Genomic DNA, 25945 nt, shown 5'->3' with positions numbered 1-25945 from the left:
GGGGTCAGCGCCCTATCCGCGGGAAAAGGCTCTGACCCCGGCAAATCAACGGTCGCGCGGCAGCTTCTTTTCTTCGCGCAGCACGCCGAACGCAGCCAGGGTCATGAAGCCGGCCACCAGCACGCCGCCGATGAACACCACGTGCGAACCGAACAGGGTCAGTGCCTTGTGGATCCAGGTGAACCCCAGGTCCGCGCCGCGGTACACCACGGTGTCGATCGCCGCGCCGGCCTTGTAGCGCCACTGCCGGTCCACGCGCGTGTAGATGGTCTCGCGCGCCGGCTTGGCCAGTGCGAATTCGCTGGCGCGGGTCATCACCTGCACCACCGCGACCATCAACGGCATCGGCGAGGCTGCCAGCACCGAGAAGCCGATCAGGATCGCGAAACCGGGAATCAGCAGCGCCGGCGCGATGCCGTGGCGCGACAGCAGCCAGCGGGTCAGGCCCACCTGCATCAGCAGCGCCAGCGCGTTCACCGCCAGGTCGATGCGCGAGAAGAACGCGGTACTGGCCGCCGGGTCGGTAAACGCCGCGCGCACGATGCTGGCCTGCTGGTTGTACAGCAGCGTGCCGACGCCCACGCCGAACACCACCATCACCGCCAACCAGCGCAGCAGCGGCTCGCGCACGATCAGTTTCAGGCCGTCCAGCACGCTGCCGCCCATCGGTTGCTCGCCGGACACCAGTTGCTGCTCGCGTTCGCGCAGCACCGCCCAATGCCGCAGCCGCCAGATGCACAACAGGCACACGACCAGGAATGCTGCCGAGACCAGCATCAGGTTGGCGATGCCCACGCGCTGGGCCAGCGCGCTGGTGATCAACGGGCCGAGGAACGCGCCAACGGTGCCGGCCGCACCGATGTAGCCGTAGTAGGCACGCGCCTGTGCGTTGGAGAACACGTCGGCCATGAAGCTCCAGAACACCGCCACCGCGAACAGGTTGAAGACCATCACCCAGAGGAAGAAGGCCATGCCCCGCCCTGGCACGTGACTGTCGAACAGTGCGTAGAACCCCAGCAGGGTGACGATGAAGAAGCCGTACACCACGGGAAGGAACACACGGCGCGGGAAGCGGCTGACCAGCCAGCCGTACACCGGCTGCAGCACCAGCATGATCACGAACACGCAGGAGAACAGGAACTGCAGGACGAAGTCCTTCAACGCGATGCCATGGCTGGCGAACCAGGTGATCAGCACGGGCGGGAACACCGTTTCCAGGTCCGCCGAGGCGGCCATGGCCTCACGCACCGGGCGCAGCACGTAGTAGCCGCTGAGCAGGCAGAAGAAGTACAGGAACGACCACCACAGCGCCGGCGACTCGCGCAGCGCCGCCGCCAGGCCCTGCAGCGGCCCCTTGCCCGATGCAGCGCTCATGCAGCGCCCCTCGCCCACAGACGGCGGTTGGACAGCAGCATGGCAGGCTCCGGGGCGGTGAAGCGCGTACGTTAGCCAATGCACTGCAACATCGCCAGCGCGACGCGCCCTCGCGCCTGCGGACGGACGCGACGACCGGCCTGGACGACACGTTCCGATACACACTTTCGGGGCGTCAAAATTCCAACTTTTTCAACAAGATGCGCATTCATCTTCGCTTTGTTTGTGCACAGGGGAAAAGCGGCGCTAGAATCGCCATCAGCAGTCGCGCACGGGTCCAACCGATGAAAAAGAACAGCCTGCGTCGTCCGATCCGTTCGGCGGCCACCGGTTTGCTGGGCATGTTGATGCCCGTTGCCTTGTCCACCACCGCGCAGACACCGCCGGCGTTGCCGCCGATGCCGACCAACATCGAATCCGCGACGGCTGCCACCGTCGCCCACACCCAGCCTGCGGCCTACCGCACCGGTCTGGTGCCGCGCGTCCAGGCGCCGGCGGCTGGCTTCAACGTCGCCAACATCGAATCGATGGCGCAGCAGCTGACCTATGGCGAGCGCGTGCCAGGCATGGCGGTGGCGATCGTGCAGGGCGGCCGCATTCTCAGCGCGCGTGGCTATGGCGTCACCGACGTCAACAACCCGCTGCCGGTCGATGCGCACACCGTGTTTCGTCTGGCCTCGCTGTCCAAGGCCTTCGCCGGCACCATGGCCGGCCTGCTGGTCAACGACGGCACGCTGCGCTGGGACAGCAAGGTCACCGACTACGTGCCGGGCTTCCGCCTCAATTCGCCCGAAGCCACCGACCGCCTGACCGTGGCCGACGTGCTCAGCCATCGCGTCGGCCTGCCGTACAACGCCTACGACCGCGACATCGAAGGCAACGCCGAGTACTACGCGCTGACCCAGAAGCTGGCCAACACCAGCCTGAAATGCCTGCCGGGCGACTGCTACGCCTACCAGAACGTGGCCTTCAGCCTGATCGGCGACGTGGTCTATGCGGCCTCGGGCAGCTTCTACGAGCAGTCGGTCGAGCGCCGCATCTTCAAGCCGCTGGGCATGAATGATGCCAGCCTCGGTCTGGCCGGCATCCAGGCCAGCTCGCGCTGGGCGCGTCCGCACGTGCGCAGCCGCAACGGCTGGGTCTCGCTGACGCCCAAGCCCACCTATTACCGCGTCGCTCCGGCGGCTGGCGTCAACGCCAGCGCCAGCGACATGGCGCAGTGGCTGCTGGCCCACACCGGCCATCGCCCCGACGTGCTGCCGGCACCGCTGCTGGCCACCCTGCATTCAAGCCTGATCAACACGCCGGGCGAGATGCGTTCGGGCTGGCGCCGTGAGCGCCTGCACTCGGCGGGCTACGCATTGGGTTGGCGTACCTTCGACTACGCCGGCCACGACGTGGTGTTCCATGCAGGTGCCGTGCAGGGCTATCGCGGCCTGGTCGCGCTGGTGCCGGAACGTGACCTCGGCATCGCCATCCTCTGGAATGGCGAAAGCGGCCTGCCCAGCGGCCTGCTGCCGACCGTGCTCGACTCGGCGCTCGGCCTGCCGGCGCAGCGCTGGCTGGACGTGGACACCGACTTCGGCAGCGACAACCTGATGGCCGAGGGCGCAAGCCCGGCGCAGCAGGACAAGCGCAAGGGCAAGGGCGCCTCGGGCAACCGCGCGGTGGCTTCGCCGCGCTGACCAGGCGGGCTCGACCGTGTGTGCGAAGGGCGGCCCATCGGTCGCCCTTTTTGTTGGCCGTTGCAGCGTCGAGCCCATGCTCGGCTCTGCAGTTCCGCAGCGCTAGTGCGCGAAGTAGTGCATGCCGCCGTCCACTGGAATCACCGCACCGGTGATGTAACCCGCCAGCGGCGAGGCCAGGAACGCCACCAGCGGCGCCACTTCCTCCGGTTCACCAAAGCGTCCGATCGGGATGTTGCGGGCAATGAACGCGCGTCTGCTTTCCTCGGTGGGGTGCAGGCGGTCCAGGATCTGCGCGCTGTTGATGCGCCCCGGTGCAATCGCGTTCACCGTGATGCCCTGCCCCGCCACCTCCGACGAAAGGCCCTTGCTCCACAGGTGCAATGCCGCCTTCGCCGCGGTGGTCGCGTTCACCGCGCGCGGTTCCATCGAACCGCTGAAGTTGATCACCCGTCCCCATGCCTGCGCCTGCATGCCGGGCAACAGCGCCTGGGTCAGCCGTCGTGCGGCGGAGAAGTTCAGGGCGATCGCTTCCTCCCAGATATCGTCATCGGCATCGACCGTGGTCGGCCGGGAACCGCCTGCGGCATTGACCAGGATGTCGACACGCTGCAATGCCTCACGGGATGCGTCCGCGATGTACCGGAGGTCGCCGGCAACCGTGACATCGCCGGCCACGATGACCGGTGCAGCGCCGCCTTCGGCTTCGATCCGCGCCGCCAGCGCCTGCAGCGGTGCCCGCTGCCGCGACGTGATGGCAATGCGCACGCCCTGGGCCGCCAGCTGCCTGGCGACGGCGGCACCGATGCCGCTGGCCGCGCCCGTCACCAACGCGGTACGGCCAGCAAGATTCAAGTCCATGGTGTTCTCCTGTCAGCGTGGCCGGCGAATCCGGTCCGTGCACGACATGCTGTTTGATCACCCCTGATTGATAAACTCCACGCAGGTTTCAGCATTCAACACCCGGGGTGTCAGATGAACCTGCTGGAGAGCATGCAGGTCTACGTGCTGATCGTGGACAAGGGCAGCCTCAGTGCGGCAGCCGCGGCGATGGATATCTCGGCAACGATGGCCGGCAAGCACCTGCGCGCATTGGAAGCCCGGCTGGGCATGCAGCTGTTGAGCCGTACCACCCGGCGCCAGCACATGACACCGTTCGGCGAGGACTACTACGCGCGCTGCAAGGAGATCCTGCGCCTGGTGGAGGAAACCGACGCGCAGGCGCAGCACCAGCAGCTCTCACCGGCGGGCACGCTGCGCATCAGCGCACCGGTGATCTTCGGTACACACGCGCTGGTACCGGCGCTGGCCGAGTACATGGCCCGTCATCCGGATGTCCGGGTCGAAGCCACGCTGACCGATCGTGTGGTCGACCTGGCCGAAGAGGGCTTCGAGGCGGCACTGCGCATCGGCACGCTGGCCGACAGCAGCGTGCTGGTGGCCCGAGCACTGGCCCCCTATCGCTTGATGATGTGCGCCTCGCCGGCGTATCTGGCCAGGCACGGCACGCCACGCAGCGTGCACGCACTTGCCGGCCATCAATGCCTGTCGTTCGAACCGAGTGCGCTTGCCCAGTGGCTGCAGCACGACGCTGGCGAGCTCGACCACGTGCCCGACGGCCGACTGCAGATCAACAATGGCGAAGCGCTGCGTTCGGCGGCGCTGCACGGCCTTGGCATCGTCCTGCAATCGACGCTGCTGCTGGCCGCCGATGTCGAGGCGGGGCGTCTGGTGCAGCTGTTCCCGGAATACGGTCAGGCCGGTCGGCCGATGCACGTGGTCTATGCGCACGACCGTTACCACTCCACCCGCCTGCGCAGCTTCCTCGACTTCCTGATGGAGCGCTTTCCAGCGGCGCCGCACGGCTAGCGCCGACCGTCAGCAAAGCGGTCGAGCCTGGCTCGACTCGACGCTACAAGTGGCCCATAAAAAAACCCCCTCCCCGCTGGGCAGCCAGGGAAGGGGGTTTCAGGATGCGGCTATCGGGAAGTACTTAGATCAGCGGCGCCGGGGTTGCCGGCAGAGCGACCGGAGCGGCCTTCTTCTTGCGGGCGGCCGGCTTGCGCTTGGCAACCTTCTTCGCTGCCTTCTTCGGGGCAGCCTTCTTGGTGGCCTTCTTCGCGGTCTTCTTCACTGCCTTCTTGGCGGTCTTCTTGACGGCCTTCTTGGCAGTGGCCTTCTTCGCGACCTTCTTGGCCGGCTTGCGCGCCGCGGCCTTCTTGGCAGTCTTCTTGGTGGCCTTCTTGGCAACCTTCTTGGTGGCCTTCTTGGCAGCGGACTTCTTGGCTACCTTCTTCGCCGCCTTCTTCACTGCCTTCTTCGCAGTGGTCTTCTTGGCGACCTTCTTCGCAGCCTTCTTCACTGCCTTCTTGGCGGTTGCCTTCTTCGCGACCTTCTTCACTGCCTTCTTGGCAGCGGCCTTCTTCGCGACCTTCTTCACCGCTTTCTTGGCGGCGGGCTTCTTCTTCGCAGCTTTCTTGGTTGCCATGGGATGGCTCCTCGTCAGTGATAGGGAGTTGAAACGCCCAGTTGGATCAAACCCGCGGATGCTGCGTGCGGGGACCGCCGGCGCGTCAGGCGCGCCGTTACGGATGCGGCAATGCCCGCCTCGATCGGCGGAGCGGGCATCGGAACGGGAGTTGCCTTGCATTTCTCCGGGGGAAGCGGGGCCATGTCCACCGTCATCAGGGTCGCGGTGGTCTTGAAGGGGCTGCTTCGCATCGGACGATTGATTCTGCGCACTCGGTTGGGCAGGCAAGGTCTGCTGAGGCGAAACCTAATCACGGTTTTTTTTACTGTCAACAACCCCCGCGAAAAATTTTCACATCCGCGCCTTCCCGGGCGCCGCCGGCGCCACCACTCTGCACGGCCTGCAACGACGGTGGAAGCGGCGCGCACGCACGTTGCCTGCATCGATGCCAATGCAGGCGTTGATCAAAAAACACTTGAAATAAGCACTCCGCGTAGACAGGCGCAGGCAAGGCACAACGGCGTACGCGCATCGTCGGTGGTCACCGGCACCGCCGCCAACGCCAGCACAACGGCGCCGCAACGGGGGGCGAAAAGTTTTCACATTCGAACGCTTCGGCGCGGGGCTGAAACGCGGATTTGCGCAAAACTGCGCACGCCCATCGGCACCGTTCGCCTGTCGGCTGATGCCACGCCGAGGGTGCACAGCGAACCCCGCGTCATGAGTCCGACGCGGTCGCCAAAACAAAAACGGCCACCCGAAGGTGGCCGTTCCAGAATCCGGAAACGACGACTCAGTGGTCGTCGTTCTCCAGGGCTTCGGCGTACGCGTCCGGGTCCAGCAGCTCGTTGACCTCTTCGGCGTTGGTCAGTTCGATCACGAACATCCAGCCTTCGCCGTAGGCATCTTCGTTGATGGTTTCCGGCTTGTCGGACAGGGCCGAGTTGACCTCGACGACCTTGCCGCTGATCGGGCTGTAGACGTCCGAGGCGGCCTTCACCGACTCGACGACGGCGATCTGTTCGCCGGCCTTGGCGTCGGCGCCGACTTCCGGCAGTTCGACGTAGACCAGGTCACCCAGCAGGCCCTGGGCGTGGTCGGAAATACCGACGGTGACGCGGCCATTGCCTTCGACACGGGCCCACTCATGGGACTTGAGGAACTTGAGGTCGCCGGGGATCTCGCTCATGGGACTGCTCCAGAGATATGCAGGGGTGGAAAAAACGGGGCTAGTGTAACCAACCGGCCGCCACTGCTGTCAGTGACGACCGGCACGTTCGGATCAGGCGTCGGCGAGCACGCCGGGCTGGGCCTGGCCTTCGCGCACGAACGGGAACTTGACCACGCGCACCGGCACCTGCCGGCCGCGGATGTCGACGGTGACCTCGCCGAGTTCACCGGCCGGCACGCGGGCGAAGGCGATGCCCTTGGCCAGGGTCGGCGAGAAGGTGCCGGACAGGATCTCGCCCTGGCCGCCAGCGGTGGTCACCGCCTGGCCGTGGCGCAGCACGCCCTTCTCGTCCATCACCAGGCCGATCATCTGGCGCGCGGTGCCGGCGGCCTTCTGCGCCTCCAGCACGTCGCGGCCGATGAAGTCGCGGCCTTCGTCCAGCGACACGGTCCAGGCCAGTGCCGCTTCATACGGGCTGATCTCTTCGTCCATGTCCTGGCCGTACAGGTTCATGCCGGCCTCCAGGCGCAGGGTGTCGCGCGCACCGAGGCCGGCCGGCTTCACGCCTGCCGCCAGCAGGCGGTTCCAGAAGGCGACCACGGCATCCTGCGGCAGCAGGATCTCGAAACCGTCTTCACCGGTGTAGCCGGTGCGGGCGACAAACAACTCGACGCCGTCGTCGGACTGCGCCTGCAGGGCGGCGAAGCGGCCCAGCTTGGTCAGTGCTGCACGGTCGGCTTCGCGGGCCAGGCCGATCACGATGTCGCGCGCCTGCGGGCCCTGCACGGCGAGGATGGCCAGGTCCGGGCGCTGCTCGACGGAAACACCGAACGGTGCCGCCTGCTCACGCAGCCAGGCCAGGTCCTTTTCGCGGGTGGAGGCATTGACCACCATGCGGAAGAAATCGTCGCCCAGGTAGTAGACGATCAGGTCGTCGATGACGCCGCCGCGCGGATTCAGCATGCACGAGTACAGGGCCTTGCCGGTCACCTTCAGTTTGTCGATCGAATTGGCCAGCAGGCGGCGCAGGAACGGCTTGACCTGGTCACCGCGCAGGTCGACCACGGTCATGTGACTGACGTCGAACACGCCGGCTTCGCGACGCACCAGGTGGTGTTCGTCCAGCTGCGAGCCGTAGTGGATGGGCATGTCCCAACCCCCGAAATCGACCATCTTGGCGCCAAGGGCGCGGTGGGTATCGTTGAGCAGCGTCTTCTGGGTCATGACCGGTCCGGCAGCAGAGGAAACAGGAATTCCCATTATCCCAGATCGGTCGCCCGCAGGCGTGCCGCAGCGCAGCGGTTCGTGGAAGCGGAAGCGCGGCCCGCCTTGCCCTTTCCCTTTCGGGCAAGGCAATGGCTGCGCTCCCCGCAACCGCCTGTTACAGGCGCACCCGCCCACGCAGGATGTCGACGAACATCACCCAGTCACCCATGAATGAATACAGCGGATGCCGGAAGGTGGCCGGGCGATTCTTCTCGAAGAAGAAGTGGCCGACCCAGGCGAATCCATAACCGCAGAACAACGCGGCCAGCAGGAGCGTCGGCTGGCCGCGCAACACGGCAGCCGCAGCCAGCAGCAGCACTCCGCAGCTGCCGATGAAATGCAGGCGCCGCGAGACCGGGTGGCGGTGCTCGCTGAGATAGAACGGATAGAACTCGCGGAAGCTGGCGAAGCGGGACATGCGCGTGCTCCGGGGGCCGTGGTCACTGCCATCATGCGCCTTACCGGGATGCAGCGCTGCGCGCTTGCGGGGCATGGCCCGGCGGCCGTTGTAGAGCCGAGCCATGCTCGGCTGCCTTGGCCTTTGTAGCGCCAAGCTTGCTCGACTGCTCCCCGGAGAAGCAGCCGAGCATGGCTCGGCTCTACAAAAGGGTGGGCGCGGTCGAGCCTGGCTCGACGCTACACCGGGGGCGTGCGCGGACCGAACATGATCACCGCCATGCCGGCCAGGCACAGGGCTGCACCGAACAGGTCCCAGCGGCTGGGGCGGATGCCGTCGACCAGCCACAACCAGAACAGCGCGGTGCCGATGTACACGCCACCGTAGGCGGCATAGACCCGTCCACTGGCAGTCGGGTGCAGAGTCAGCAGCCAGGCGAACAGGGCCAGGCTGGCCGCGGCCGGCAGCAGCAACCAGACGCTGCCTCCCTTGCGCAGCCACAACCATGGCAGGTAACAGCCGACGATCTCGGCCAGCGCGGTCAGCAGGAACAGGCCAAGCGTCTTCACGCTTTTTCTGCTGCCTTGGCGTGCTGCCACAGCGCTTCCTGCGCATCCAGGTCCAGTGCCGCCAACGCCTCCCCCTGCGCCTCGGCCTGCGCTTCCATCGCGCGGAAGCGCCGCTCGAACTTGTGGTTGGCCCCGCGCAGTGCGGCGCCCAGATCGATATCGGCGTGCCGGGCCAGGTTGGCGCAGACGAACAGCAGGTCGCCCAGTTCTTCCTGCAGGTGCGCCTTGTTGCCCGCGATATCGCCGCGCTCGAATTCCTCTCGCAGCTCCTGCAGCTCCTCGGCCGCCTTGTCCAGCACAGGCAGCGGGCCCGGCCAGTCGAAACCGACCCTGGCCGCGCGTGACTGGAGCTTCACGGCGCGCTGCCATTCCGGCAGGCCACGCGAGATACCGGCCAGTGCGGAGGTGTCCTGCTCGCCCTTGGCGGCACGCTCGGCGCGCTTGATCGCGTCCCAGTTGCGCATCACCCCGTCGGCATCGTCGACGCTGACATCGGCAAACACATGCGGGTGACGGCGCTGCATCTTGTCGCTGATCGCACGTGCGACATCGGCGAAGGCAAATGCCCCCTGCTCCTCGGCCATGCGTGCGTGGAACACCACCTGCAGCAGCAGGTCGCCGAGCTCGTCGCAGAGATCGTCGAGGTCGCCGCGGTCGATCGCATCGGCCACCTCGTAGGCTTCCTCGATGGTGTACGGGGCAATGGTCGAGAAGTCCTGCTCCAGGTCCCATGGGCAACCTCCCTGCGGGTCGCGCAGGCGCGCCATGATGACCAGCAGGCGTTCCAGTTGATGGCTTGCCTCGCTGCCGGTGGCAGGGGTGTCGTGCGCGCTCATGCGGCCTCCAGGTTCAGTCGGACAACCAGTCGCGCCACGGCAGGCTGGTATCACCAAGGGCAATGAAATCGCCGTTCAACAGCGTTTCGCGGCGGTTGTAACGGAACGGCTTGCCGGTCGCGGCCGACAGCACCGCGCCACCCGCCGCATGCAGCACGCACTGGCCGGCGGCGGTATCCCATTCAGAGGTCGGGCCGAGCCGCGGATAGACATCCAGGCCGCCTTCGGCGATCCGGCAGAATTTCAGCGACGATCCCTGCGCGATGGTCTCGATGCGGCCCATGCGCGCCAGCAGCGCCTCGGTTTCCGGCGAACGGTGCGATCGGCTGGCGGCGACGCGCAGCGGAGCAGTGGCCGGCGTGCGGGTGCGCAGCACGGTGTCGTGCAGACCCTGCCGCCGATAGGCCAGTTCCCCGCGCATGGCATGCCAGACAATGCCGGTGACCGGCGCCAGCACCACGCCGAATGCCGGTGCGCCCTGGTAGATCAAGGCAATGCTGACGCTGAACTCACCGTTGCGCTTGACGAACTCGCGGGTGCCGTCGAGCGGGTCCACCAGCCAGTAGGCGCCCCAGTGGCGGCGCTGCTCCCAGCCCACCTGCGCCGATTCCTCGGACAGGATCGGCAGGTCCGGGGTCAGCTGGCGCAGGCCCAGTTCAATGACCTGGTTGGCGGCCAGGTCAGCTGCGGTGACCGGGCTGTTGTCGTCCTTGATCTGCACGTCGAAGCCATCGGCATACACCTGCATGATGGCCTGTCCGGCTTCCTGGGCGATGGCGATGGCGGTCTCGCGCAGGTCCGTCGTCAGCTTGATCATCGCGTTCCCTGCAGCCACTGGCGGGCAATGAACAGCGCCGCCAGCGAGCGTCCCTCTGAGAAGTCCTCGCGCAGCATCAGCTGGTCCAGTTCGGCCAGCTTCCACGGCACCACTTCCAGCTCCTCCGGCTCGTCGCCGGCCAGTTTTTCCGGGTACAGGTCGCGCGCCACCACCAGCCACGACTGGTGGCTCATGTAGGTCGGGGCCAGGGTCATCGCGCGCAGCACGTCGACCCGGCGCGCACCATAACCGGCCTCTTCCTTCAGTTCGCGGTCGGCCGCCTGCTCGGGCGTCTCGCCGGCATCGATCCGGCCCTTCACCAGCCCCAGTTCGTAACGGTGCATGCCAGCGGCGTATTCACGTACCAGCAGCACGGTTTCGTCGTCGAGCATCGGCACCACCACCACCGCACCGTGCCCACGGCTGACCAGGCGCTCGAAGCGGCGGCGTTCGCCGTTGGAGAACTCCAGGTCCAGGTGCTGGCGCTGGAAGGGGCCGTTCTCCTCATCGGTGACCCGATGGATGATCGGCAAGCGACGGCCGGCACGGTCATCGTTCATGCGGAATCTCCGCGGCGACCGGCGGCTGCGCCGGGGCCGATAGAATGTGCAGGCAGCAACATGTTCATGAGCCCGAAATGCTAGCAGACCCAACCCCCTCCCCGCTGGCCCGCCACTGGCGGCAGCGCGACCTGCAGGTGCTGTGGCACCCGTGCACGCAGATGCGTGAGCATCCGGACACCCTGCCGCTGGTACCGATTTCCCGTGGCGAAGGCGCATGGCTGATCGACCACGACGGCAACCGCTATCTGGACGCGGTCAGCAGCTGGTGGACCAATCTGTTCGGTCATGCCGAACCGCGCATCGGGGGCGCCATCGCTGCCCAGGCCGGGCAGCTGGAACAGGTGATGCTCGCCGGTTTCGGCCACGAGCCGGCGATCACCCTGGCCGAACGCCTGCTGGCACTGGCGCCACGCCAGGCCGGCCGCGAACCGCTGGCCAAGGTGTTCTACGCCGACAACGGGTCCGCCGGCGTGGAAGTGGCGCTGAAGATGGCCTTCCAGTACTTCCAGAACCGCGGAGAGCCCCGGCGCACGCGCTTCATCGCGCTCGAGAACGGCTACCACGGCGAAACCCTGGGCGCGCTGGCGCTGGGTGACATTCCGCTGTACCGCCGCGTCTATGCGCCGCTGCTGGCCGAGGGCCTGTTCGCGCCGTCTCCCGATGCCTACCTGGCCGAACCGGGCCAGAGCGCGGCCGATCGCGCTCGGCAGGCGGCCGATGGCCTGGCCACGCTGTTCGACCAGCACCCGGGCGAGGTCTGCGCGGTGATCCTGGAACCGCGCCTGCAGTGTGCCGGCGGCATGCGCATGCATGACCCGGTCTACCTGCAGCGCGTGCGCGAACTGTGCGATGCCCATGGCGCGTTCATGATCGCCGACGAGATCGCCACCGGCTTCGGCCGCACCGGCACCCTGTTCGCCTGCGAGCAGGCCGGGGTGATGCCGGACCTGATGTGCCTGTCCAAGGGCCTGACCGGCGGCTTCCTGCCACTGGCCGCCGTACTGGCGACGCAGGCGCTGTATGACGCCTTCCTCGACGACTCGCGCGAGCGCGCCTTCCTGCATTCGCACAGTTACACCGGCAACCCGCTGGCCTGCGCCGCGGCACTGGCGACGCTGGACATCTTCCGCGACGACGATGTGATCGCGCGCAACCGGGGCATCGCCTCGGTGATGGGCACGCTGGCGGCACCGTTTGCCGACCACCCGCACGTGGCCGACGTGCGCCAGGCCGGCATGGTGGTGGCGTTCGAGCTGTCGCGCGACGGCAACAAGCGCACGCCGTTCGATCCGGGCCTGCGGCTGGGCCTGCAGGCCTACAAGGCCGCCCTCAAGCGCGGCGTGGTGCTGCGCCCGCTGGGCGACGTGCTGTACTGGATGCCACCCTACTGCGTGGACGACGAACAACTGGAGCTGCTGGCGCACACCACGCTGGCGGCCATCGACGAGGCGATTGCATGCGCGTGACCCGCTGCCCCATCGACCTGGCGCTGCACAGCGGCCAGACCGTGACCCTGCCGGAAGAGACCGCCAACCACCTGGTGCGGGTGATGCGCCTGCGCGAAGGCGATACCTGCGTGCTGTTCAACGGCGATGGCCACGACTACAGCGCGACGCTGACCGTGGCCGGCAAGCGCGAGGTGCAGGTCCGCATCGACGCCGTGCAGGCCATCGACAATGAATCCCCGCTGGCGATCACCCTGCTGCAGGGCATCGCCCGTGGCGAGAAGATGGACCTGATCCTGCAGAAGGCCACCGAGCTGGGCGTGGCCGCGATCATTCCGGTCAACGCCGAGCGCACCGAGGTGAAGCTGGACGCGGCACGGGCGGAGAAGCGCGTGGCGCACTGGAACAACGTGGTGACCTCGGCCTGCGGCCAGTCCGGGCGCGCGCGCATTCCGCCGGTAGGATCGCCGCTGTCGCTGGCGCAGGCTGCGGCGGCGCTGCCAGCCGATTCGCTGCGGCTGACCCTGGATCCGCACGGAGCACATCGCCTGTCGACGCTGGAAGCCGCTCCCGCTGGCGGCATCGTGATTGCAATCGGCCCGGAAGGCGGCTGGTCGCCACGCGACCGCGATCAACTGGCCGCAGCAGGGTTCCAGGGGCTGCAACTGGGGCCGCGGATCCTGCGCACGGAAACGGCCGGACTGGCCGCGATCGCGGCGTTGCAGGCGCGCTTGGGCGATCTGGGGTAAGGCTGATTCGTGGTAGTGCCGGCCGCTGGCCGGCATCCACGGGATCATGAGGTTGCCGGCCAGCGGCCGGCACTACCAGCTACCCGACCGGCGGATTGCCGATCAGGCCGCCAGCGAATGTCGACGCTGGAAGCCGCTCCCGCTGGCGGCATCGTGATTGCAATCGGCGGGATTCCAGGGGCTGCAACTGGGGCCGCGGATCCTGCGCACGGAAACGGCCGGACTGGCCGCGATCGCGGCGTTGCAGGCGCGGTTGGGCGATCTGGGGTAAGGCTTCGTGGTAGTGCCGGTCGCTGGCCGGCATCCACGGGATCATGAGGTTGCCGGCCAGCGGCCGGCACTACCAGCTACCCGACCGGCGGATTGCCGATCAGGCCGCCAGCGAATCCAGCGCCGCTTCCAGTGCATCCAGGTTCGGCAGCAGCGCGCTCTGCTCACCCAGCAGCACGCGCATGTGCACGATCTGCGGCAGGGTTTCTTCGGAGGCGTCGGCCAGCAGGCCGTCGCGCGGCACCGAGATCAGCTGCGGGAAGTTCTGCGTCAGCAGCGCGTAGTACGGGCGCTGCGCGTTGCCGCTGAGGGACTTCAGTACCACCACCTTGTTGTGGCCGGCCACCGTCTCTTCGCCCAGCCCGGAAAGGCGTGCGAACGACACCAGCGGCACCTGCCAGCCGTGCCAGCCGATCTCGCCAACCAGCCAGCGCGGCGCATCGGAGACCGGCTGCACCGGTACGCGCGACATCATTTCGGCCACGGTGGCATTGGGCAGCAGTACGCGCTCGTTGCCGGCCTGGATCAGGACGCCGCGGATTTCGTCGTTGCTGGCGTAGCTCATGGTGCCTCTCCGTTGTCGTCCTGCTCACCCCAGCGCGCGGCAATTGCCTGCGCCAGCTCCTGCGGTTCACCGGCCACCATGCCGGCAGCAACCACGGCGGTGGCCGCAGCCGGGTCGTAGCAGCCCTCGCCTACCTGCCCGGCCACCCACGCACCGGCGGCCGCCAGGTCCAGCGCCGGGCCGACATGGGCCAGGTCGGCACCGCTGAGCAGCACCAGCGCAGTGTGTGCGGCCGGCAATGCAGCGAGCGAAATACCGGTGGCATCGCTCTGGAAATGCAGGCCATCGCTGGCCGCGCGCACGCCGATATCATCGGCCAGCACGTGGACCTCGCCCGGCGCGGCGCGCTGGCCGGCCTCGGCCAGCTGCACCGGCAACGGCGAAACACGCGACATCTGCTTGACCAGGTTGCCGTAGCGGCCACCGTCCAGGCGCATGTGCACCAGGACCGGCACGCTCAACGACGCGGGCAGTGCGCCGAGCAGGCGACGCAACGCATCCGGGCCACCGATGCCGGCCAGCACCAGCAGTGATGCGGCGCGCGCACCGGCCGGGGCGGCGGCATCCAGATCGACCAGGGTCAAATGATCGGTATCGAAGGAGGGCTGCGGCGCGGCGGCCGGCGCCGCCACTTCTGCCGGTGCCGGCGCTTCGATCGATTCCTCGACCAGCGACCAGGCGGTGTGATCGAAGGAGATCGGCGGTGCCGCAGGCGCCGCCGGTTCGGCCGGCGCTTGCGGCGGCGAAGGCGGATCCCGTGGTTCGGGCACGTCCGGCTGCAGTGCCGCCAGGGCCTGCTCCAGCGCGATCGGTTCGTGCAGGTGTGCCGGCGGCGAATACAGACCGTCGGCCGGAACGTCATCGGCCCAGCTCAGCGCCTGCGCCAGATGCGGCTGCAGGGCTTCTTCCTGCGGTGCCGGCGCGGGCGCCGGATGGCCGGGCTCCAGCTGCAGGCTGGGCTCTTCCTCGGCACCCGGCGGCAACACCTGCTGGTGGCCGTGCAGCTTGGCGGCCAGATGGCGCCCCCAACGCTGCGCCTCCCAGCCGTCGCGGCGCGCGGCCAGCTCGGCCTCATCGAACACCAGGGTCAGCCCCGGTGCCGAGAGCGCGGCGTCCAGCCGTTCCAGTGCGTCCTCGATGGCCGCTTCCAGCGCGATCACCACGAACTGCGGATCCGCAGCCTGCAGGACCTGTGGCTCCAGGCCGTTCGGGTCATCTTCCAGGACCAGCTGCACATCTGCATGCGACAGCGCCTCGCGCAGGCGTTCGCGCGCCGCACCGGGGCGGGCCAGCAGGGCGACGGCCGGGGCCGGATGGGTTTCACTCACGGACACGGGCGATCCCCAGCAGGTCGTACACGTTACGCATCAGGTCCAGTTCCTGGTACGGCTTGCCCAGATACCGCTGGACACCGATCTCGAAGGCGCGCTGGCGGTGCTTGTCGCCGCTGCGCGAGGTGATCATCACGATCGGCACATCCTTGTAGCGCGGGTCGGCGCGCATCGCCGTGGCCAGCTCGTAGCCGTCCATGCGCGGCATCTCGATATCCAGCAGCATCAGGTCCGGCACGCGCTCTTCCAGCCGCTCCAGTGCTTCCACGCCATCGCGGGCGACGCTGACTTCGAAGTTGTGCCGTTCGAGGATCCGTCCGGTCACTTTGCGCATGGTCAGCGAGTCATCGACCACCATCACCAGCGGCACCTGGCGTTCGTCGCGCGGTGCATTGGCCAGCACCGGTGCGGTCGGATTGGCGAGGAAACGGCGCACCAGCGGCGCGACGTCCAGGATCACCACCACGCGACCATCGCCGGTGATGGTGGCACCGTAGATGCCCGGTACCGATGCGATCTGCAGGCCGACCGGCTTGACCACGATTTCGCGGTTGCCCAGCACCTGGTCGATCGCCACGGCAGCGCGCAGGTCACCGGCACGCACCAGCAGCAGCGGCACCTGGTCCTGGCCATCGGCGCGTGCCGGGGCCTGCCCGACCAGGCTGCCGAGGTCATACAGCGGATAGTCTTCGCCGCTGTAGCGGTAGCTGCTGTCGGCGGCCTCGAAGCGTTCGCGTGACAGGCGGCCGATACCACTGACCGAGGCCACCGGCACGGCGAAGGTGGTTTCACCGATCTGCACGAACACCGCCTGGGTGACGGCCAGCGTCTGCGGCAGGCGCAAGGTGAAGCGCACGCCCTGGCCACGCACCGACTGGATGTCGACCGAGCCGCCGAGCTGGCGCACTTCGTTGCGCACCACGTCCATGCCCACGCCACGACCCGCCAGCTGGCTGACCTGGTCGGCGGTGGAGAAACCGGAGGCGAAGATCAGGTTGTCCAGTTCCTGCTCGCTGGGCTGCGCGTCGGCGGCCAACAGGCCACGATCGATGGCGCGGCGTCGGATCGCTTCGCGGTCCAGGCCAGCACCGTCATCGGCCACTTCCAGCACGATTTCCGAGCCTTCACGGTGCAGGCGGATGGCGACTTCGCCCTCCTCCGGCTTGCCGGCGGCGCGACGCTGTTCCGGCGCCTCCAGGCCGTGGGCCACGGAGTTGCGCAGCATGTGTTCGAGCGGCGCGACCATGCGATCGAGGACATTGCGGTCCAGTTCGCCGTGGGTGCCCTCCAGGGTCAGGTGCACCTGCTTGCCGGTATCCATTCCGGACTGGCGGACCACGCGGCGCAAGCGCGGCACCAGGCCATCGAACGGGACCATGCGCGCGCGCATCAGGCCATCCTGCAGCTCGGAGCTGACGCGCGACTGCTGTTGCAGCAACGAATCGTACTGGCGTGACAGATCGTCGAGCACGCCCTGCAGGCCCCCGAGATCGGCCGCCGACTCGTTCAGTGCACGGCTGAGCTGCTGCAGCGTGGAGAAGCGGTCCAGTTCCAGCGGATCGAACTTCTGATCGGCCTGGTCCTGCTCACGCTGGTAGCGGGCGACGATCTGCGCCTCGGTTTCCAGGTCGAGTCGGCGCAGCTGGTCGCGCAGTCGCGCATTGGTGCGCTCCAGCTCGCCCATCGCGCCGCGGAAGGCACCAAGCTGCTGTTCCAGGCGCGAGCGGTAGATCGCCACCTCACCGGCATGGTTGACCAGGCGGTCGAGCAGATCCGCGCGCACGCGCACCTGTTCCTGCTGCGGGCGCGCCAGCGGATCTTCATCGATCACGCCTTCGGCCGGCAGCGGTGCCGACAACGGCGCATCGAGCAGTGCCGGCGCAGGGCCGGCGACCGCTGCCGACGCGGTTTCTGCAACGCTCGCCACGTCCGCTGCGCCTGCGGCAGCCGCTGCTGCTGCGGCAATATCGGTGGTGGTACGCACTTCGAACGCATCGACCAGATCCTGCGCCGGTTCCACCACGCGGTGGTTACCGGTGCGGGTCAGCAACTGGTGCAGGCGATCGAATCCGCGCTCCAGCAACTGCACATCGCGGCGTTCGATCTCGGTGCGACCGGCGGCGACCGCCTCCAGCAACGATTCGATGCTGTGGCCGAGATCACCGATGGCGTTGATGCCGGCCATGCGTGCGCCACCCTTCAGGGTGTGCAGGTCACGCTGCAGGCCGGCCAGCACCTCGCGGTCCTGCGGTGCATCACGCAGCTCGCTGATCAGGCCATCGCAGTGGTCGAGCAGGTCCTTGCCTTCCTCGACGAAGATGTCGACCAGCTCGCGATCGTAGACGCTGAAGTCGAGCGTATCGGTGCTGTCTTCAGGCACCGGCATGGCAAGGATGTCAGGTGTCACGGTTTCAGGCACGTCGGCTTCGGGCGCGCTGGCTGCCACGGCATCCGGTACCGCAACCGCATCGACGTCGGCGGCTTCGGCGTGGACCTCCGCCTGGCCCGGCGCGTCTTCCAGTTCGAAGAAGCGTACCGGTTCGGCGGAGGCCTGCGCTGCGGCCTCCGCGATCTCCTCATTCACCGTCGCCGGGGACGGCTGATCGGCGCTCTCTCCTTCACCGATCGCCGCCTCCCCGCCGACGTCCGCATCCTCGGCAAAGGCTTCCGCCTCGCCCGGCGCGAGTTCGCTGGCCTGCAGGCCGAGCACGGGCCATTGCCCGTCGTCGGCCAGGGGCTGCTCTTCGTCGATCACGTGCAGGCCGGCCTCGAGCGCGGCTTCCAGCGAGACCGGTTCTGCAAACCCCGGCGCAGCCATTTCATCCTGCAGGCTCGACAGCTCGCTGTCGAGTGGCAGTGCAGCAGGCATTTCGAACGCCGTGGCATCAGCGACGTGCGCGCGATCGGCCGAGGGCGCATTCAGGTCAGATGCGACGGCTTCGACAGCGGCCGGAGTCTCTTCGGCGTCGCGGTCGTCAACCGGCAGCGCACTGGCATCCAGGTACGGCGACAGATCATCCACGACGGTCAAACCGGCATCGTCGGACAACCGCAGCACGCCTTCGGCCTCCGCCTCGACACCGGCTACGGCAACGGCTGGAACGTCGTCGGCCACCTGGATCGATTCGACCACCGGCAGCGACGCATCCTCCTCACCCGGTACGGACGGCCATCCGGCATCGAAGTAGCGCGAAAGATCATCGCTGGCCGTCAGCTCACCGACCTCCAGCCCGGCCTCGATCGCCACGTCGGCGACCGGGGCTTCGACAGTATCGGCACGTGCTTCCGCGTCCTGCTCCGGTGCGGCAAACGAATGCGGCACCGCATCGGATTCAGGCGCGACGGCTGTCGATGCATCCGCGTCCAGTTCCACCGGCGGTTCGTCATCCAGCGCCAGATCGTCTTCTTCGTCTTCCAGGCCCACCATCGGCCAGCGCGCTTCCGGCAACGCGCCAGCCAGCGCCTGCAGGCGCTGCGCGAGTACCTGTTGCGGCGCGATGCGCGGCTGTTCGGCCTGCAACGCTTCCATGGTGGCGGTGATCGCCTGCGCAGTCGCATCCAGGGCGGCTACGCCTTCATCACCCGGGACCACCTCGGCGGCCAGTGCGCGCTTGATGTAGGACTCCGCGCCGCCGGTCACCGCCGTGATCTCGGGCACTTCGGTCATCGCGAAGGCGCCGTTCATGGTGTGCACCGCGCGCAGCAGTGCATCGCTGACCGGTTGCGGCGCCTGCTGCGCCGAACGCAGCCAGTCCTGCAGGGTGGCCTGGTGGACTTCCACCTCGGCCTCGAGAATCTCGCGCAGCACGCTGTCGATGTTGGCCGGCGTACCGGCCACTTCGGCCTCCACGTCGGTATCGGCCGGCGCCGAGGCGGCAGCCTCCACATCGAGAATGCGGCTGATCTCGTCTTCGCCGTCAGCTTCAGCAACCGGTACAACCGGCGCAGCCGCACCCGGCAGCGGTACGTAGTAGGTTTCCTCGCCTGCGCCGACACGATCGGCAATGGCCTGCATGGCCTGCAGGTCGACGCTGATGCGCTGGCCGTGGCGCAGCGCTGCGTTCAGTTGTGGCAGCGCCGCATGTGCGTTGTCGACCATCGCCAGCACCGCCGGCGAGGCGGCGCGGCTGCCATCCAGCACGCGGTTGAGCATGCCTTCGATCTTCCACGCGAACTCGCCCAGCGTACGTGCGCCAACCAGGCGGCCACTGCCCTTGAGGGTATGGAAGATGCGGCGGATCGGGCGCAGCCGGTCCATGTTGTCCGGCTGCATGCGCCACGCCGGCAGCAGCGTGCCCAGATTGGCGAGCTCGTCGTCGAACTCTTCCAGGAACACCTCGCGGATGTCCTCGTCGATGTTCTCGGCGTCGTCGTCGAAGCCGGCGTCGAAGCCCGTAGTCGCGTCGGCATTGGCGTCGGCGCCGGTCGCAACGACCGCCTCCGGTGCCGTCGCGGTGGGCATCGCCTGCGGATTGAAGCCGGCAGCAGCTGCACTCAGCTCGGCGAAGAACTGGGCATCGGCTTCGCTGAAATCGATCGGCGCGATGGTGTCGATATCGATCACCGACACGGCCGGCGCCGACGTTTCCGCTGCCGGGGCGGGCGCTTCGATCGACGGCGGCGTGATCGACGATGCCGGCAGGTCATCCGGAGCCTCGTCCACCCTGACCTCCGCCGCAGGCGATGCATCGGCCAGCGGCGGCGCCACGGCATCGACGATCTCCAGCGACGGATGCAACCCGGCGTCATCGTCCAGCGACAACGTTTCCATCGCGTGCAGCGACAGCACATCGTCAGCGTTGTCCAATGCATCGGCGTCGAAGCGGAACACCACGTCGTCGGCCTCGGCAACCGCGCCCCGTTCGGCCGCTACCGGATCGAACACCGGCGCAGCATCGAATCCGGTCACGGGCGAAACCACGCTGTCCGTCGTCTCGTCGATCGCAGGCGCTGCGCTTTCCTCGAGCACCTGCGGCGCCTCGGACAGCGACCACTGCGGTGCATCGGCGTGATCGCTGTCGGCCAGTTCGAAGCTGACGGGATCGAAACTGGCGAACGTCGGCGCGCGTTCGTCGCCGGCGGGCGCGGCCGCCTCGGCTTCGGGGTAGAACGGCGCCAGCTCCCACTGTGGGACATCAGGCGCAGGTGCGCTGGACGCGGCGAAGACCAGCGATGCCTCGGCATCATCCTGTGTTGGCAGCGGCGAGGCGCCAGCATCCAACGGGCTGGCGGCCACGACGCCCGCGGTGCCCAGCGCGCCGAACATCAGGCTGTTGTCGGGCACCCTCGGTGCCGGTGTGGCCGGCGGCGGATCGAAGGTGAAGTCCGGCAGCGATACCGGCACGTCGCCGGCCGCGGGCGCAGCAGGCTGCACCGGTACCTCGATGCGCTCGGGCTGCAGCGGCTCGACCTGCACCGGCAGCGGCTCACGTTCGATCGCAAGCGCTGCCGGCGCTTCCGGTGCGGCGGCGTTGCGTTCGGGCAGCGGCCAGTAGCGCAGTGCCTCGAGGCTGCTGCGGGTGATTTCGAGGATGTCTTCGCGGCCCGGGCGACGATCGCGCAGGGCTTCCAGGTAGTACTCCAGGCTGGCCATGGCATCGGCCAGGGTGTCCAGCTGGCGGCCGCTGGGCACGCGCTGGCGGCCGATCAGCTCGGCCTCGATGTACTGCTGCACGCCACGCAGGTAATCGGCGGCGGTACCCAGGTCGAGCATGCGCAGCGCGCCGGACACATCGCCCAGCAGGCGCGGTACATCCTGCAGCTCGGCATGGTTCCAGCTGGTTTCGATGAAGGCGACGAAATGCTCGCGGGCGGCAGCGAAGTTGGCGATGGCTTCATGGGCCAGCACTTCCACCGTGCGCCGGTTCTCCACCGCGCTCGGATCGTCCTCGCCACTGCCGCCGGCGCCCAGATGGGCAACCTGGTCGTCCAGCGAGGCATCGACGTACAGCAGCGCACCGGCGATATCCAGCAGCAGGTTCTCGTCGATCTGCTGGCGCCCCTCGACCACGCCACGCAGCGCGTCGCGCTGCTGCACGACCACGCCACGGGCCACGCCCAGGCCCATCATGCCCAGCGTGTCGGCCACGGCGCCCAGTTCGTTGGCCTGGGTCTGCAGCTGTTCCGGTGCACCGCCGGTGCGCAGGTGCAGGTCAAGCGCATCCTTGATGCGCAGCAGTTCTTCCTTCACTGCGCTGCCGACGGTATCGAGCAGCTCGCGGTTGCGCCCGCTCAGGCTGCCCCGGGCATGGTCCAGTTCGGCCTCGGTGGCGGTGATGCTGTCCGGCGCAAAGGCCAGCAGCACGCTGTCGTTGACGCCTTCTTCGCCACGCGACGCGCGGATCTCGTTGAGCAGCGGCATCAGCACGATCGGAATGTCGCGATGGCCGTTCTGCAGGCGCTCCAGATAGTCCGGCAGCAGCACGCTGCCACGCATCAGGGTCGCACAGGCTTCATCCCGGTCGGCCACCTGGCCGGCGCCGATGGCATTGGCCAGCTGCTCCAGCTCTTCGGCCACCATCGCCGGGGCATACAGTTCAACCATGCGCAGGGTGCCCTGCACCTGGTGCAGGTAGCCGGCGCAGATGCGCATGCGGCTGGCATCGCTCGGGTCTTCCGCGTAGTACTCGACCTCGTTGCGCACCTGGCGCAGGGTCTCGTCCAGCTCGGGCTTGACCCAGCCCAGCGCTGCGTGGCTCATCGCATCGCGCAGACTGCTCATGGACGCGCTCCGTTCGCCGCCGCGCGGTGGCCGCGCGGATTCTGGCGTGGGGAATGGAAATGCTTCATCGACTGGTTCCTTGCTCGCCGCCCTGCCCGCGTCACGCCGGCAGCTTGAAGTCGGCGACCGAACGGCGCAGGTCCGCCGCCAGCTGCGCGAGGTGGCCGATCGACTCTGCGGTCTGCCCGGCACCCTGCGAGGTCTGGCCGGTGATCTGCCGGATCACGCCCATGGTGCGGGTGATGTCCGAGGCCGCGGCCGACTGCTGCTGGGCGGCGATGGAGATGTTCTTGATGAGGGTATTGAGGGCGTTGGACACGCGCTCGATCTCGGTCAGCGCGGTACCGGCGTCCTCGGCCAGGCGCGCACCGGACACCACTTCGGCCGTGGTCTGCTCCATCGAGGTGACCGCTTCGTTGGTATCGGCCTGAATGGCCTGGACCAGGTTTTCGATGCGTCGGGTCGCACCCGAGGTACGTTCTGCCAGGCGCTGCACTTCGTCGGCCACGACCGCGAAACCGCGGCCCGCTTCACCCGCCGACGCCGCCTGCACCGCCGCGTTCAGCGCCAGGATGTTGGTCTGCTCGGAAATGTCATTGATCAGTTCCACGATCGAGCCGATTTCCTGCGACGACTCGCCCAGGCGCTTGATGCGCTTGGAGGTTTCCTGGATCTGGTCGCGGATCTGGTCCATGCCCTGGATGGTCTCGCGCACCACGCCGGCGCCTTCGGCGGCGATCACCACCGAGCGCTGTGCCACGTCGGCCGACTCGGCCGAGTTGCGCGACACCTGCTCGATGCTCGCTGCGATTTCACCGATGCGGTCCGAGGCGGAGGTGATCTGGTTGGCCTGGTGGCCCGCCGCCTCTGCCAGCTGCATCGCGGTGGCCTGGGTTTCCTGGGTGGACATCGCGACCTTGGCCGAGGTGTCGTTGATGGTGGTCACCAGGTGGCGCAGCTCGTCCACCGCATAGTTGATCGCGTCGGCGATCGCGCCGGTCATGTCCTCGGTCACCGAGGCCTTCACCGTCAGGTCACCCTCACCGAGCGAGGAGATTTCGTCCAGCAGCCGCATGATCGCCTGCTGGTTGCGGCTGTTGAATTCCACCTGGGTCTGGTAACGCAGTTCCTGCTCGCGCGAGCGGCTGCGCACGTTGGTGGAGACGAAGCCGATGATCGCGATCAGCGACAGCGCGCCGGACACCACGCCGATCCAGAAGTTGGGGAACAGGCGGGTGTCGGACACCGAGCCGAACGAGGAGAACGCATCGAACAGCTTGCGGCTGTCGTCCAGCATGTGGGCCGAGCCCTGGCCCAGCGCGGTCGCCGCCGACTGCGCCGCGAACAGCTGGCGCGAGCTGGCCAGGATCGCGTCGGCGTCCTGCTTCATCGCTTCCCACTTCTGCTGCGACTGCTCCAGTGCGGCCACGGCGGCAGCACCGCGCACGGCGGTGATGCCCAGTTCCTCGTTGCCGTTGCGCAGGCCGTCGAGCACCTGCGAGAACACGGTGATGTCACGCGCCAGCGCATCCCCGGAGGTCGCTGCGGCGCTGCCACCGGCACGCATTTCGGTCACCCGACGGGCCATCGAACCGGCCACCACGACCTGCTGCAGTGCGCTGTACACCTGCGACGAGGGGGCGCCGGAGGCGGACATCGCGCGCACCAGCTCGTTCAGCTGGGCCTGCAGGCCCGGTACCGCGCCGGTGAAGTTGTTGGCATTGCCGGCCAGCGCCAGCACCGCCGGCTCGCTGGCCACCAGCTGCCCGGCCTGCTTGCCCAGCGGCGCCCAGGTTTCGCCCAGGGTGGCGATGGCGCCGGACACGCCCGGCTCCTTGCCATAGCGGCCCTGCAGCGTCGACACGTTCTGTTCGATCGCGTTGCGGGTGGCCTTGAAGGCGGTGAAGGCCTGGGCGTTGCCGCCGACCGCGTCACGTCCCTGGTTGGCCAGCTGCTGCGACAGCACCTGCAGGTCGGCGGCCTTGGAGCCGGCGTCGGCAAGGCGGCTGCCCTGCCAGGTGGCGACGCCGGTGTTGACGCCGAACAGGATCATCGATGCCAGCAGCAGGAACAGCCAGAGGTTGCTGCCGCCCAGCCGCAGCTTGCCGGTCTTGGTGGCGTCCGAAGCAGTACTCATCGTTCAACCTCGATCTTCAATGCAGGGGGCGATGCCCGGCCTCAGGCCGCGGCTTGCCGGAATTCAGGGGTGCGCGACAGCAGCGAGAGCGAGAACACGCCCCAGTCATGGCCGTCGGCATGGAAGGCACGGTCAACGAAATGGCCGTAGCGGCCTTCGGCCAACGTGCCCGCGTCGATCTGCTGGTCCAGCTCGAAGCTGCGCTGGCCGAACAGTTCATCGATGGTCAGTGCGACGTCGCCGCCAGCCTGGCGCATGATCAGCACGCGCTGGCCTTCCTGCTGCACGGTGCGCGTGCCTTCCAGGAAGTACTTCAGGTCGACCACCGGAAACAGGTTGCCACGCAGGTTGCCCACGCCCAGCAGCCAGGGCTGCGCGCAGGGCACCGGGGTCACCGGCGGCATCGGCACGATTTCCACCACTTCGCGGAAATCGGACACCAGCCGGCGCTGGCCGACGCGGTAACCGACGCCACGCCACAGGTCCTGGGCGAACTGCCGCCCGGGCAGCTGCACTGCATGGGCCAGGCTGCGTCGTTCGTAGGCTTCAAGGATGTCGAAGGGCGAGCGCATCAGGCCACCAGTTCGTTGATCCGCGCGATCAGTTCATCCTCGCGCGGCGGCTTGACGATGTAATCGGCTGCGCCCTGGCGCAGGCCCCAGGCCTTGTCGGTTTCCATCGCCTTGGTGCTGACGATGATCACCGGGATGTGCTTGATCGCCGCATCGCGGGCCATCGCCCGGGTGGCCTGGAACCCGCTCATGCCGGGCAGGACCACGTCCATCAGCACCAGCTGCGGCACCTGGTCGCGGACCAGCTGCAGGCCATCCTCGGCGTTGTCCGCTTCCAGCACCTCGTGGCCGGCACGGCGCAGCCACTGGGTGAACACCGCGCGGTCGGTCGGTGAATCCTCGATCAGGACGATACGAGCCATTGTGCCTTTCCCCCCTGGTCAGGCGTTGACGTATGTGCGGATGGCACCCAGCAGTTCTTCGCGCGTGAAAGGCTTGGTCAGGTATTGCTCCGAGCCGACGATGCGCCCCCGCGCCTTGTCGAACAGACCATCCTTGGACGACAGCATGATCACCGGGGTCGCCTTGAACAGCTGGTTGCCCTTGATCAGCGCACAGGTCTGGTAGCCATCCAGGCGCGGCATCATGATGTCGACGAAGATGATCTGCGGCTGCTGGTCTGCGATCTTGGCAAGCGCTTCGAAGCCGTCGGTGGCGGTGACCACCTCGCAGCCTTCGCGCTTGAGCAGCGTTTCCGCAGTCCTGCGGATGGTCTTCGAATCATCGATGACCATCACCCGGAGTCCTGCGAGTTCCCCGCCCGCAGTCGTGTTTTCAGTCATTGCCTATCCCCAAGCGCACGGCCCAATCTCTGGCGGGAGCCGCTGCGAAAGCGTATCTATATCGCACTTCCCGCGCCCGCTTCAAGGCCGGCCTGCCGCGCAGGGGGTAGCACCGGGCTGAACGTGACCGGGTTCGCAATGACTGCGCTGCCGGCAGGCGGACGCTGCGTTGCACTACGGCGGGGAGGCACACGGCCGGCGTTGCCGCTACCATCAACGCCTTGC

General features: G+C 67.7%; 22 protein-coding genes. 5 read left to right on the top strand and 17 right to left on the bottom strand.

Annotated elements, in window-relative coordinates; genetic code table 11:
- Positions 1-45: 45 nt before the first annotated feature.
- On the bottom strand, positions 46-1374 hold the full coding sequence (locus tag AC5P53_RS04750; RefSeq protein ID WP_014648077.1) for an NTP/NDP exchange transporter: 1329 nt from the start codon (positions 1372-1374) through the stop codon (positions 46-48).
- A gap of 284 nt (positions 1375-1658) precedes the next feature.
- Between AC5P53_RS04750 and AC5P53_RS04745 the strand changes: the two genes are divergently transcribed.
- Positions 1659-3059 (top strand): serine hydrolase domain-containing protein, encoded by a 1401-nt coding sequence (locus AC5P53_RS04745; RefSeq protein ID WP_032960851.1) that lies wholly within the window; start codon positions 1659-1661, stop codon positions 3057-3059.
- Positions 3060-3161: 102 nt separating this feature from the next.
- Here AC5P53_RS04745 and AC5P53_RS04740 read toward each other — a convergent pair whose 3' ends face one another.
- Positions 3162-3920, bottom strand: a complete 759-nt coding sequence (locus AC5P53_RS04740; protein ID WP_241887036.1) for an SDR family oxidoreductase — start codon at positions 3918-3920, stop codon at positions 3162-3164.
- 114 nt (positions 3921-4034) lie between these two features.
- Here AC5P53_RS04740 and AC5P53_RS04735 point away from each other — a divergent pair, with 114 nt between their 5' ends.
- A complete protein-coding gene (locus AC5P53_RS04735) occupies positions 4035-4928 on the top strand; it encodes a LysR family transcriptional regulator (RefSeq protein WP_014648080.1) in 894 nt (297 codons plus the stop codon).
- A 124-nt stretch (positions 4929-5052) separates the two neighbouring features.
- Here AC5P53_RS04735 and AC5P53_RS04730 read toward each other — a convergent pair whose 3' ends face one another.
- From AC5P53_RS04730 to nudE, 8 genes are all read right to left on the bottom strand, one after another.
- Positions 5053-5547 carry a hypothetical protein gene (locus AC5P53_RS04730; protein ID WP_014648081.1) on the bottom strand — a complete coding sequence of 165 codons (495 nt, stop codon included), beginning with the start codon at positions 5545-5547 and terminating at the stop codon, positions 5053-5055.
- Between the two features lie 775 nt (positions 5548-6322).
- Complete coding sequence (gene gcvH / locus AC5P53_RS04725; RefSeq protein ID WP_014648082.1) at positions 6323-6718, bottom strand: glycine cleavage system protein GcvH; 396 nt, start codon at positions 6716-6718, stop codon at positions 6323-6325.
- A gap of 93 nt (positions 6719-6811) precedes the next feature.
- A complete protein-coding gene (gcvT, locus tag AC5P53_RS04720) occupies positions 6812-7924 on the bottom strand; it encodes a glycine cleavage system aminomethyltransferase GcvT (protein WP_014648083.1) in 1113 nt (370 codons plus the stop codon).
- A gap of 157 nt (positions 7925-8081) precedes the next feature.
- Positions 8082-8384 carry an Mpo1-like protein gene (locus tag AC5P53_RS04715; protein ID WP_014648084.1) on the bottom strand — a complete coding sequence of 101 codons (303 nt, stop codon included), beginning with the start codon at positions 8382-8384 and terminating at the stop codon, positions 8082-8084.
- Positions 8385-8602: 218 nt separating this feature from the next.
- Positions 8603-8932: a YnfA family protein gene (locus AC5P53_RS04710; RefSeq protein ID WP_014648085.1), complete on the bottom strand. Its 330-nt coding sequence runs from the start codon at positions 8930-8932 to the stop codon at positions 8603-8605.
- Positions 8929-9768 (bottom strand): nucleoside triphosphate pyrophosphohydrolase, encoded by an 840-nt coding sequence (gene mazG, locus AC5P53_RS04705; protein ID WP_241887037.1) that lies wholly within the window; start codon positions 9766-9768, stop codon positions 8929-8931. Before mazG ends, AC5P53_RS04710 begins: the two co-directional genes overlap by 4 nt.
- Before the next feature lie 13 nt (positions 9769-9781).
- On the bottom strand, positions 9782-10585 hold the full coding sequence (gene cysQ / locus AC5P53_RS04700) for a 3'(2'),5'-bisphosphate nucleotidase CysQ (protein ID WP_495227144.1): 804 nt from the start codon (positions 10583-10585) through the stop codon (positions 9782-9784).
- Positions 10582-11145, bottom strand: coding sequence for an ADP compounds hydrolase NudE (gene nudE / locus AC5P53_RS04695; RefSeq protein ID WP_241887038.1), 564 nt, complete (start codon positions 11143-11145; stop codon positions 10582-10584). The genes cysQ and nudE overlap by 4 nt, the downstream gene beginning before the upstream one ends.
- Before the next feature lie 77 nt (positions 11146-11222).
- Here nudE and bioA point away from each other — a divergent pair, with 77 nt between their 5' ends.
- The 3 genes from bioA (at position 11223) to AC5P53_RS04680 (ending at position 13613) form a co-directional block, all read left to right on the top strand.
- Entirely contained in the window at positions 11223-12614 is a 1392-nt protein-coding gene (gene bioA / locus AC5P53_RS04690) for an adenosylmethionine--8-amino-7-oxononanoate transaminase (RefSeq protein WP_049441317.1), read from the top strand.
- Complete coding sequence (locus AC5P53_RS04685) at positions 12605-13342, top strand: 16S rRNA (uracil(1498)-N(3))-methyltransferase (protein ID WP_227864666.1); 738 nt, start codon at positions 12605-12607, stop codon at positions 13340-13342. The genes bioA and AC5P53_RS04685 overlap by 10 nt, the downstream gene beginning before the upstream one ends.
- A 157-nt stretch (positions 13343-13499) precedes the next feature.
- Entirely contained in the window at positions 13500-13613 is a 114-nt protein-coding gene (locus AC5P53_RS04680; RefSeq protein ID WP_080355779.1) for a 16S rRNA (uracil(1498)-N(3))-methyltransferase, read from the top strand.
- A gap of 99 nt (positions 13614-13712) precedes the next feature.
- Here the strand turns inward: AC5P53_RS04680 and AC5P53_RS04675 are convergent, their stop codons facing one another.
- The 7 genes from AC5P53_RS04675 to pilG form a co-directional block, all read right to left on the bottom strand.
- On the bottom strand, positions 13713-14177 hold the full coding sequence (locus AC5P53_RS04675) for a chemotaxis protein CheW (RefSeq protein WP_014648089.1): 465 nt from the start codon (positions 14175-14177) through the stop codon (positions 13713-13715).
- Entirely contained in the window at positions 14174-15511 is a 1338-nt protein-coding gene (locus AC5P53_RS04670) for a chemotaxis protein CheB (protein WP_241887039.1), read from the bottom strand. Before AC5P53_RS04670 ends, AC5P53_RS04675 begins: the two co-directional genes overlap by 4 nt.
- Entirely contained in the window at positions 15498-22229 is a 6732-nt protein-coding gene (locus tag AC5P53_RS04665) for an Hpt domain-containing protein (protein WP_241887040.1), read from the bottom strand. The genes AC5P53_RS04670 and AC5P53_RS04665 overlap by 14 nt, the downstream gene beginning before the upstream one ends.
- A 100-nt stretch (positions 22230-22329) precedes the next feature.
- Positions 22330-24366: a methyl-accepting chemotaxis protein gene (locus AC5P53_RS04660; RefSeq protein ID WP_014038185.1), complete on the bottom strand. Its 2037-nt coding sequence runs from the start codon at positions 24364-24366 to the stop codon at positions 22330-22332.
- 41 nt (positions 24367-24407) lie between these two features.
- Positions 24408-24938 carry a chemotaxis protein CheW gene (locus tag AC5P53_RS04655; protein WP_014648092.1) on the bottom strand — a complete coding sequence of 177 codons (531 nt, stop codon included), beginning with the start codon at positions 24936-24938 and terminating at the stop codon, positions 24408-24410.
- Positions 24938-25300 (bottom strand): response regulator, encoded by a 363-nt coding sequence (locus tag AC5P53_RS04650; protein WP_005410717.1) that lies wholly within the window; start codon positions 25298-25300, stop codon positions 24938-24940. The genes AC5P53_RS04655 and AC5P53_RS04650 overlap by 1 nt, the downstream gene beginning before the upstream one ends.
- Positions 25301-25318: 18 nt before the next feature.
- Positions 25319-25720 (bottom strand): twitching motility response regulator PilG, encoded by a 402-nt coding sequence (pilG, locus tag AC5P53_RS04645; RefSeq protein ID WP_005418455.1) that lies wholly within the window; start codon positions 25718-25720, stop codon positions 25319-25321.
- Between the last annotated feature and the right edge of the window lie 225 nt (positions 25721-25945).

It is taken from the genome of Stenotrophomonas sp. YJH_SMC_82 (assembly GCF_059368875.1).
This window is presented reverse-complemented; position numbering and strand designations above follow the sequence as displayed.

What these genes read in the sequence shown, in the direction of transcription:
- gcvT (WP_014648083.1), bottom strand. Translation starts at nt 7,924, where the DNA reads ATGACCCAGAAGACGCTGCTCAACGATACCCACCGCGCCCTTGGCGCC.
- AC5P53_RS04750 (WP_014648077.1), bottom strand. Translation starts at nt 1,374, where the DNA reads ATGAGCGCTGCATCGGGCAAGGGGCCGCTGCAGGGCCTGGCGGCGGCG.
- pilG (WP_005418455.1), bottom strand. Translation starts at nt 25,720, where the DNA reads ATGACTGAAAACACGACTGCGGGCGGGGAACTCGCAGGACTCCGGGTG.
- AC5P53_RS04715 (WP_014648084.1), bottom strand. Translation starts at nt 8,384, where the DNA reads ATGTCCCGCTTCGCCAGCTTCCGCGAGTTCTATCCGTTCTATCTCAGC.
- cysQ (WP_495227144.1), bottom strand. Translation starts at nt 10,585, where the DNA reads ATGATCAAGCTGACGACGGACCTGCGCGAGACCGCCATCGCCATCGCC.
- AC5P53_RS04665 (WP_241887040.1), bottom strand. Translation starts at nt 22,229, where the DNA reads ATGAGCAGTCTGCGCGATGCGATGAGCCACGCAGCGCTGGGCTGGGTC.
- gcvH (WP_014648082.1), bottom strand. Translation starts at nt 6,718, where the DNA reads ATGAGCGAGATCCCCGGCGACCTCAAGTTCCTCAAGTCCCATGAGTGG.
- mazG (WP_241887037.1), bottom strand. Translation starts at nt 9,768, where the DNA reads ATGAGCGCGCACGACACCCCTGCCACCGGCAGCGAGGCAAGCCATCAA.
- AC5P53_RS04730 (WP_014648081.1), bottom strand. Translation starts at nt 5,547, where the DNA reads ATGGCAACCAAGAAAGCTGCGAAGAAGAAGCCCGCCGCCAAGAAAGCG.
- nudE (WP_241887038.1), bottom strand. Translation starts at nt 11,145, where the DNA reads ATGAACGATGACCGTGCCGGCCGTCGCTTGCCGATCATCCATCGGGTC.
- AC5P53_RS04740 (WP_241887036.1), bottom strand. Translation starts at nt 3,920, where the DNA reads ATGGACTTGAATCTTGCTGGCCGTACCGCGTTGGTGACGGGCGCGGCC.
- AC5P53_RS04745 (WP_032960851.1), top strand. Translation starts at nt 1,659, where the DNA reads ATGAAAAAGAACAGCCTGCGTCGTCCGATCCGTTCGGCGGCCACCGGT.
- bioA (WP_049441317.1), top strand. Translation starts at nt 11,223, where the DNA reads ATGCTAGCAGACCCAACCCCCTCCCCGCTGGCCCGCCACTGGCGGCAG.
- AC5P53_RS04650 (WP_005410717.1), bottom strand. Translation starts at nt 25,300, where the DNA reads ATGGCTCGTATCGTCCTGATCGAGGATTCACCGACCGACCGCGCGGTG.
- AC5P53_RS04685 (WP_227864666.1), top strand. Translation starts at nt 12,605, where the DNA reads ATGCGCGTGACCCGCTGCCCCATCGACCTGGCGCTGCACAGCGGCCAG.
- AC5P53_RS04655 (WP_014648092.1), bottom strand. Translation starts at nt 24,938, where the DNA reads ATGCGCTCGCCCTTCGACATCCTTGAAGCCTACGAACGACGCAGCCTG.
- AC5P53_RS04735 (WP_014648080.1), top strand. Translation starts at nt 4,035, where the DNA reads ATGAACCTGCTGGAGAGCATGCAGGTCTACGTGCTGATCGTGGACAAG.
- AC5P53_RS04660 (WP_014038185.1), bottom strand. Translation starts at nt 24,366, where the DNA reads ATGAGTACTGCTTCGGACGCCACCAAGACCGGCAAGCTGCGGCTGGGC.
- AC5P53_RS04675 (WP_014648089.1), bottom strand. Translation starts at nt 14,177, where the DNA reads ATGAGCTACGCCAGCAACGACGAAATCCGCGGCGTCCTGATCCAGGCC.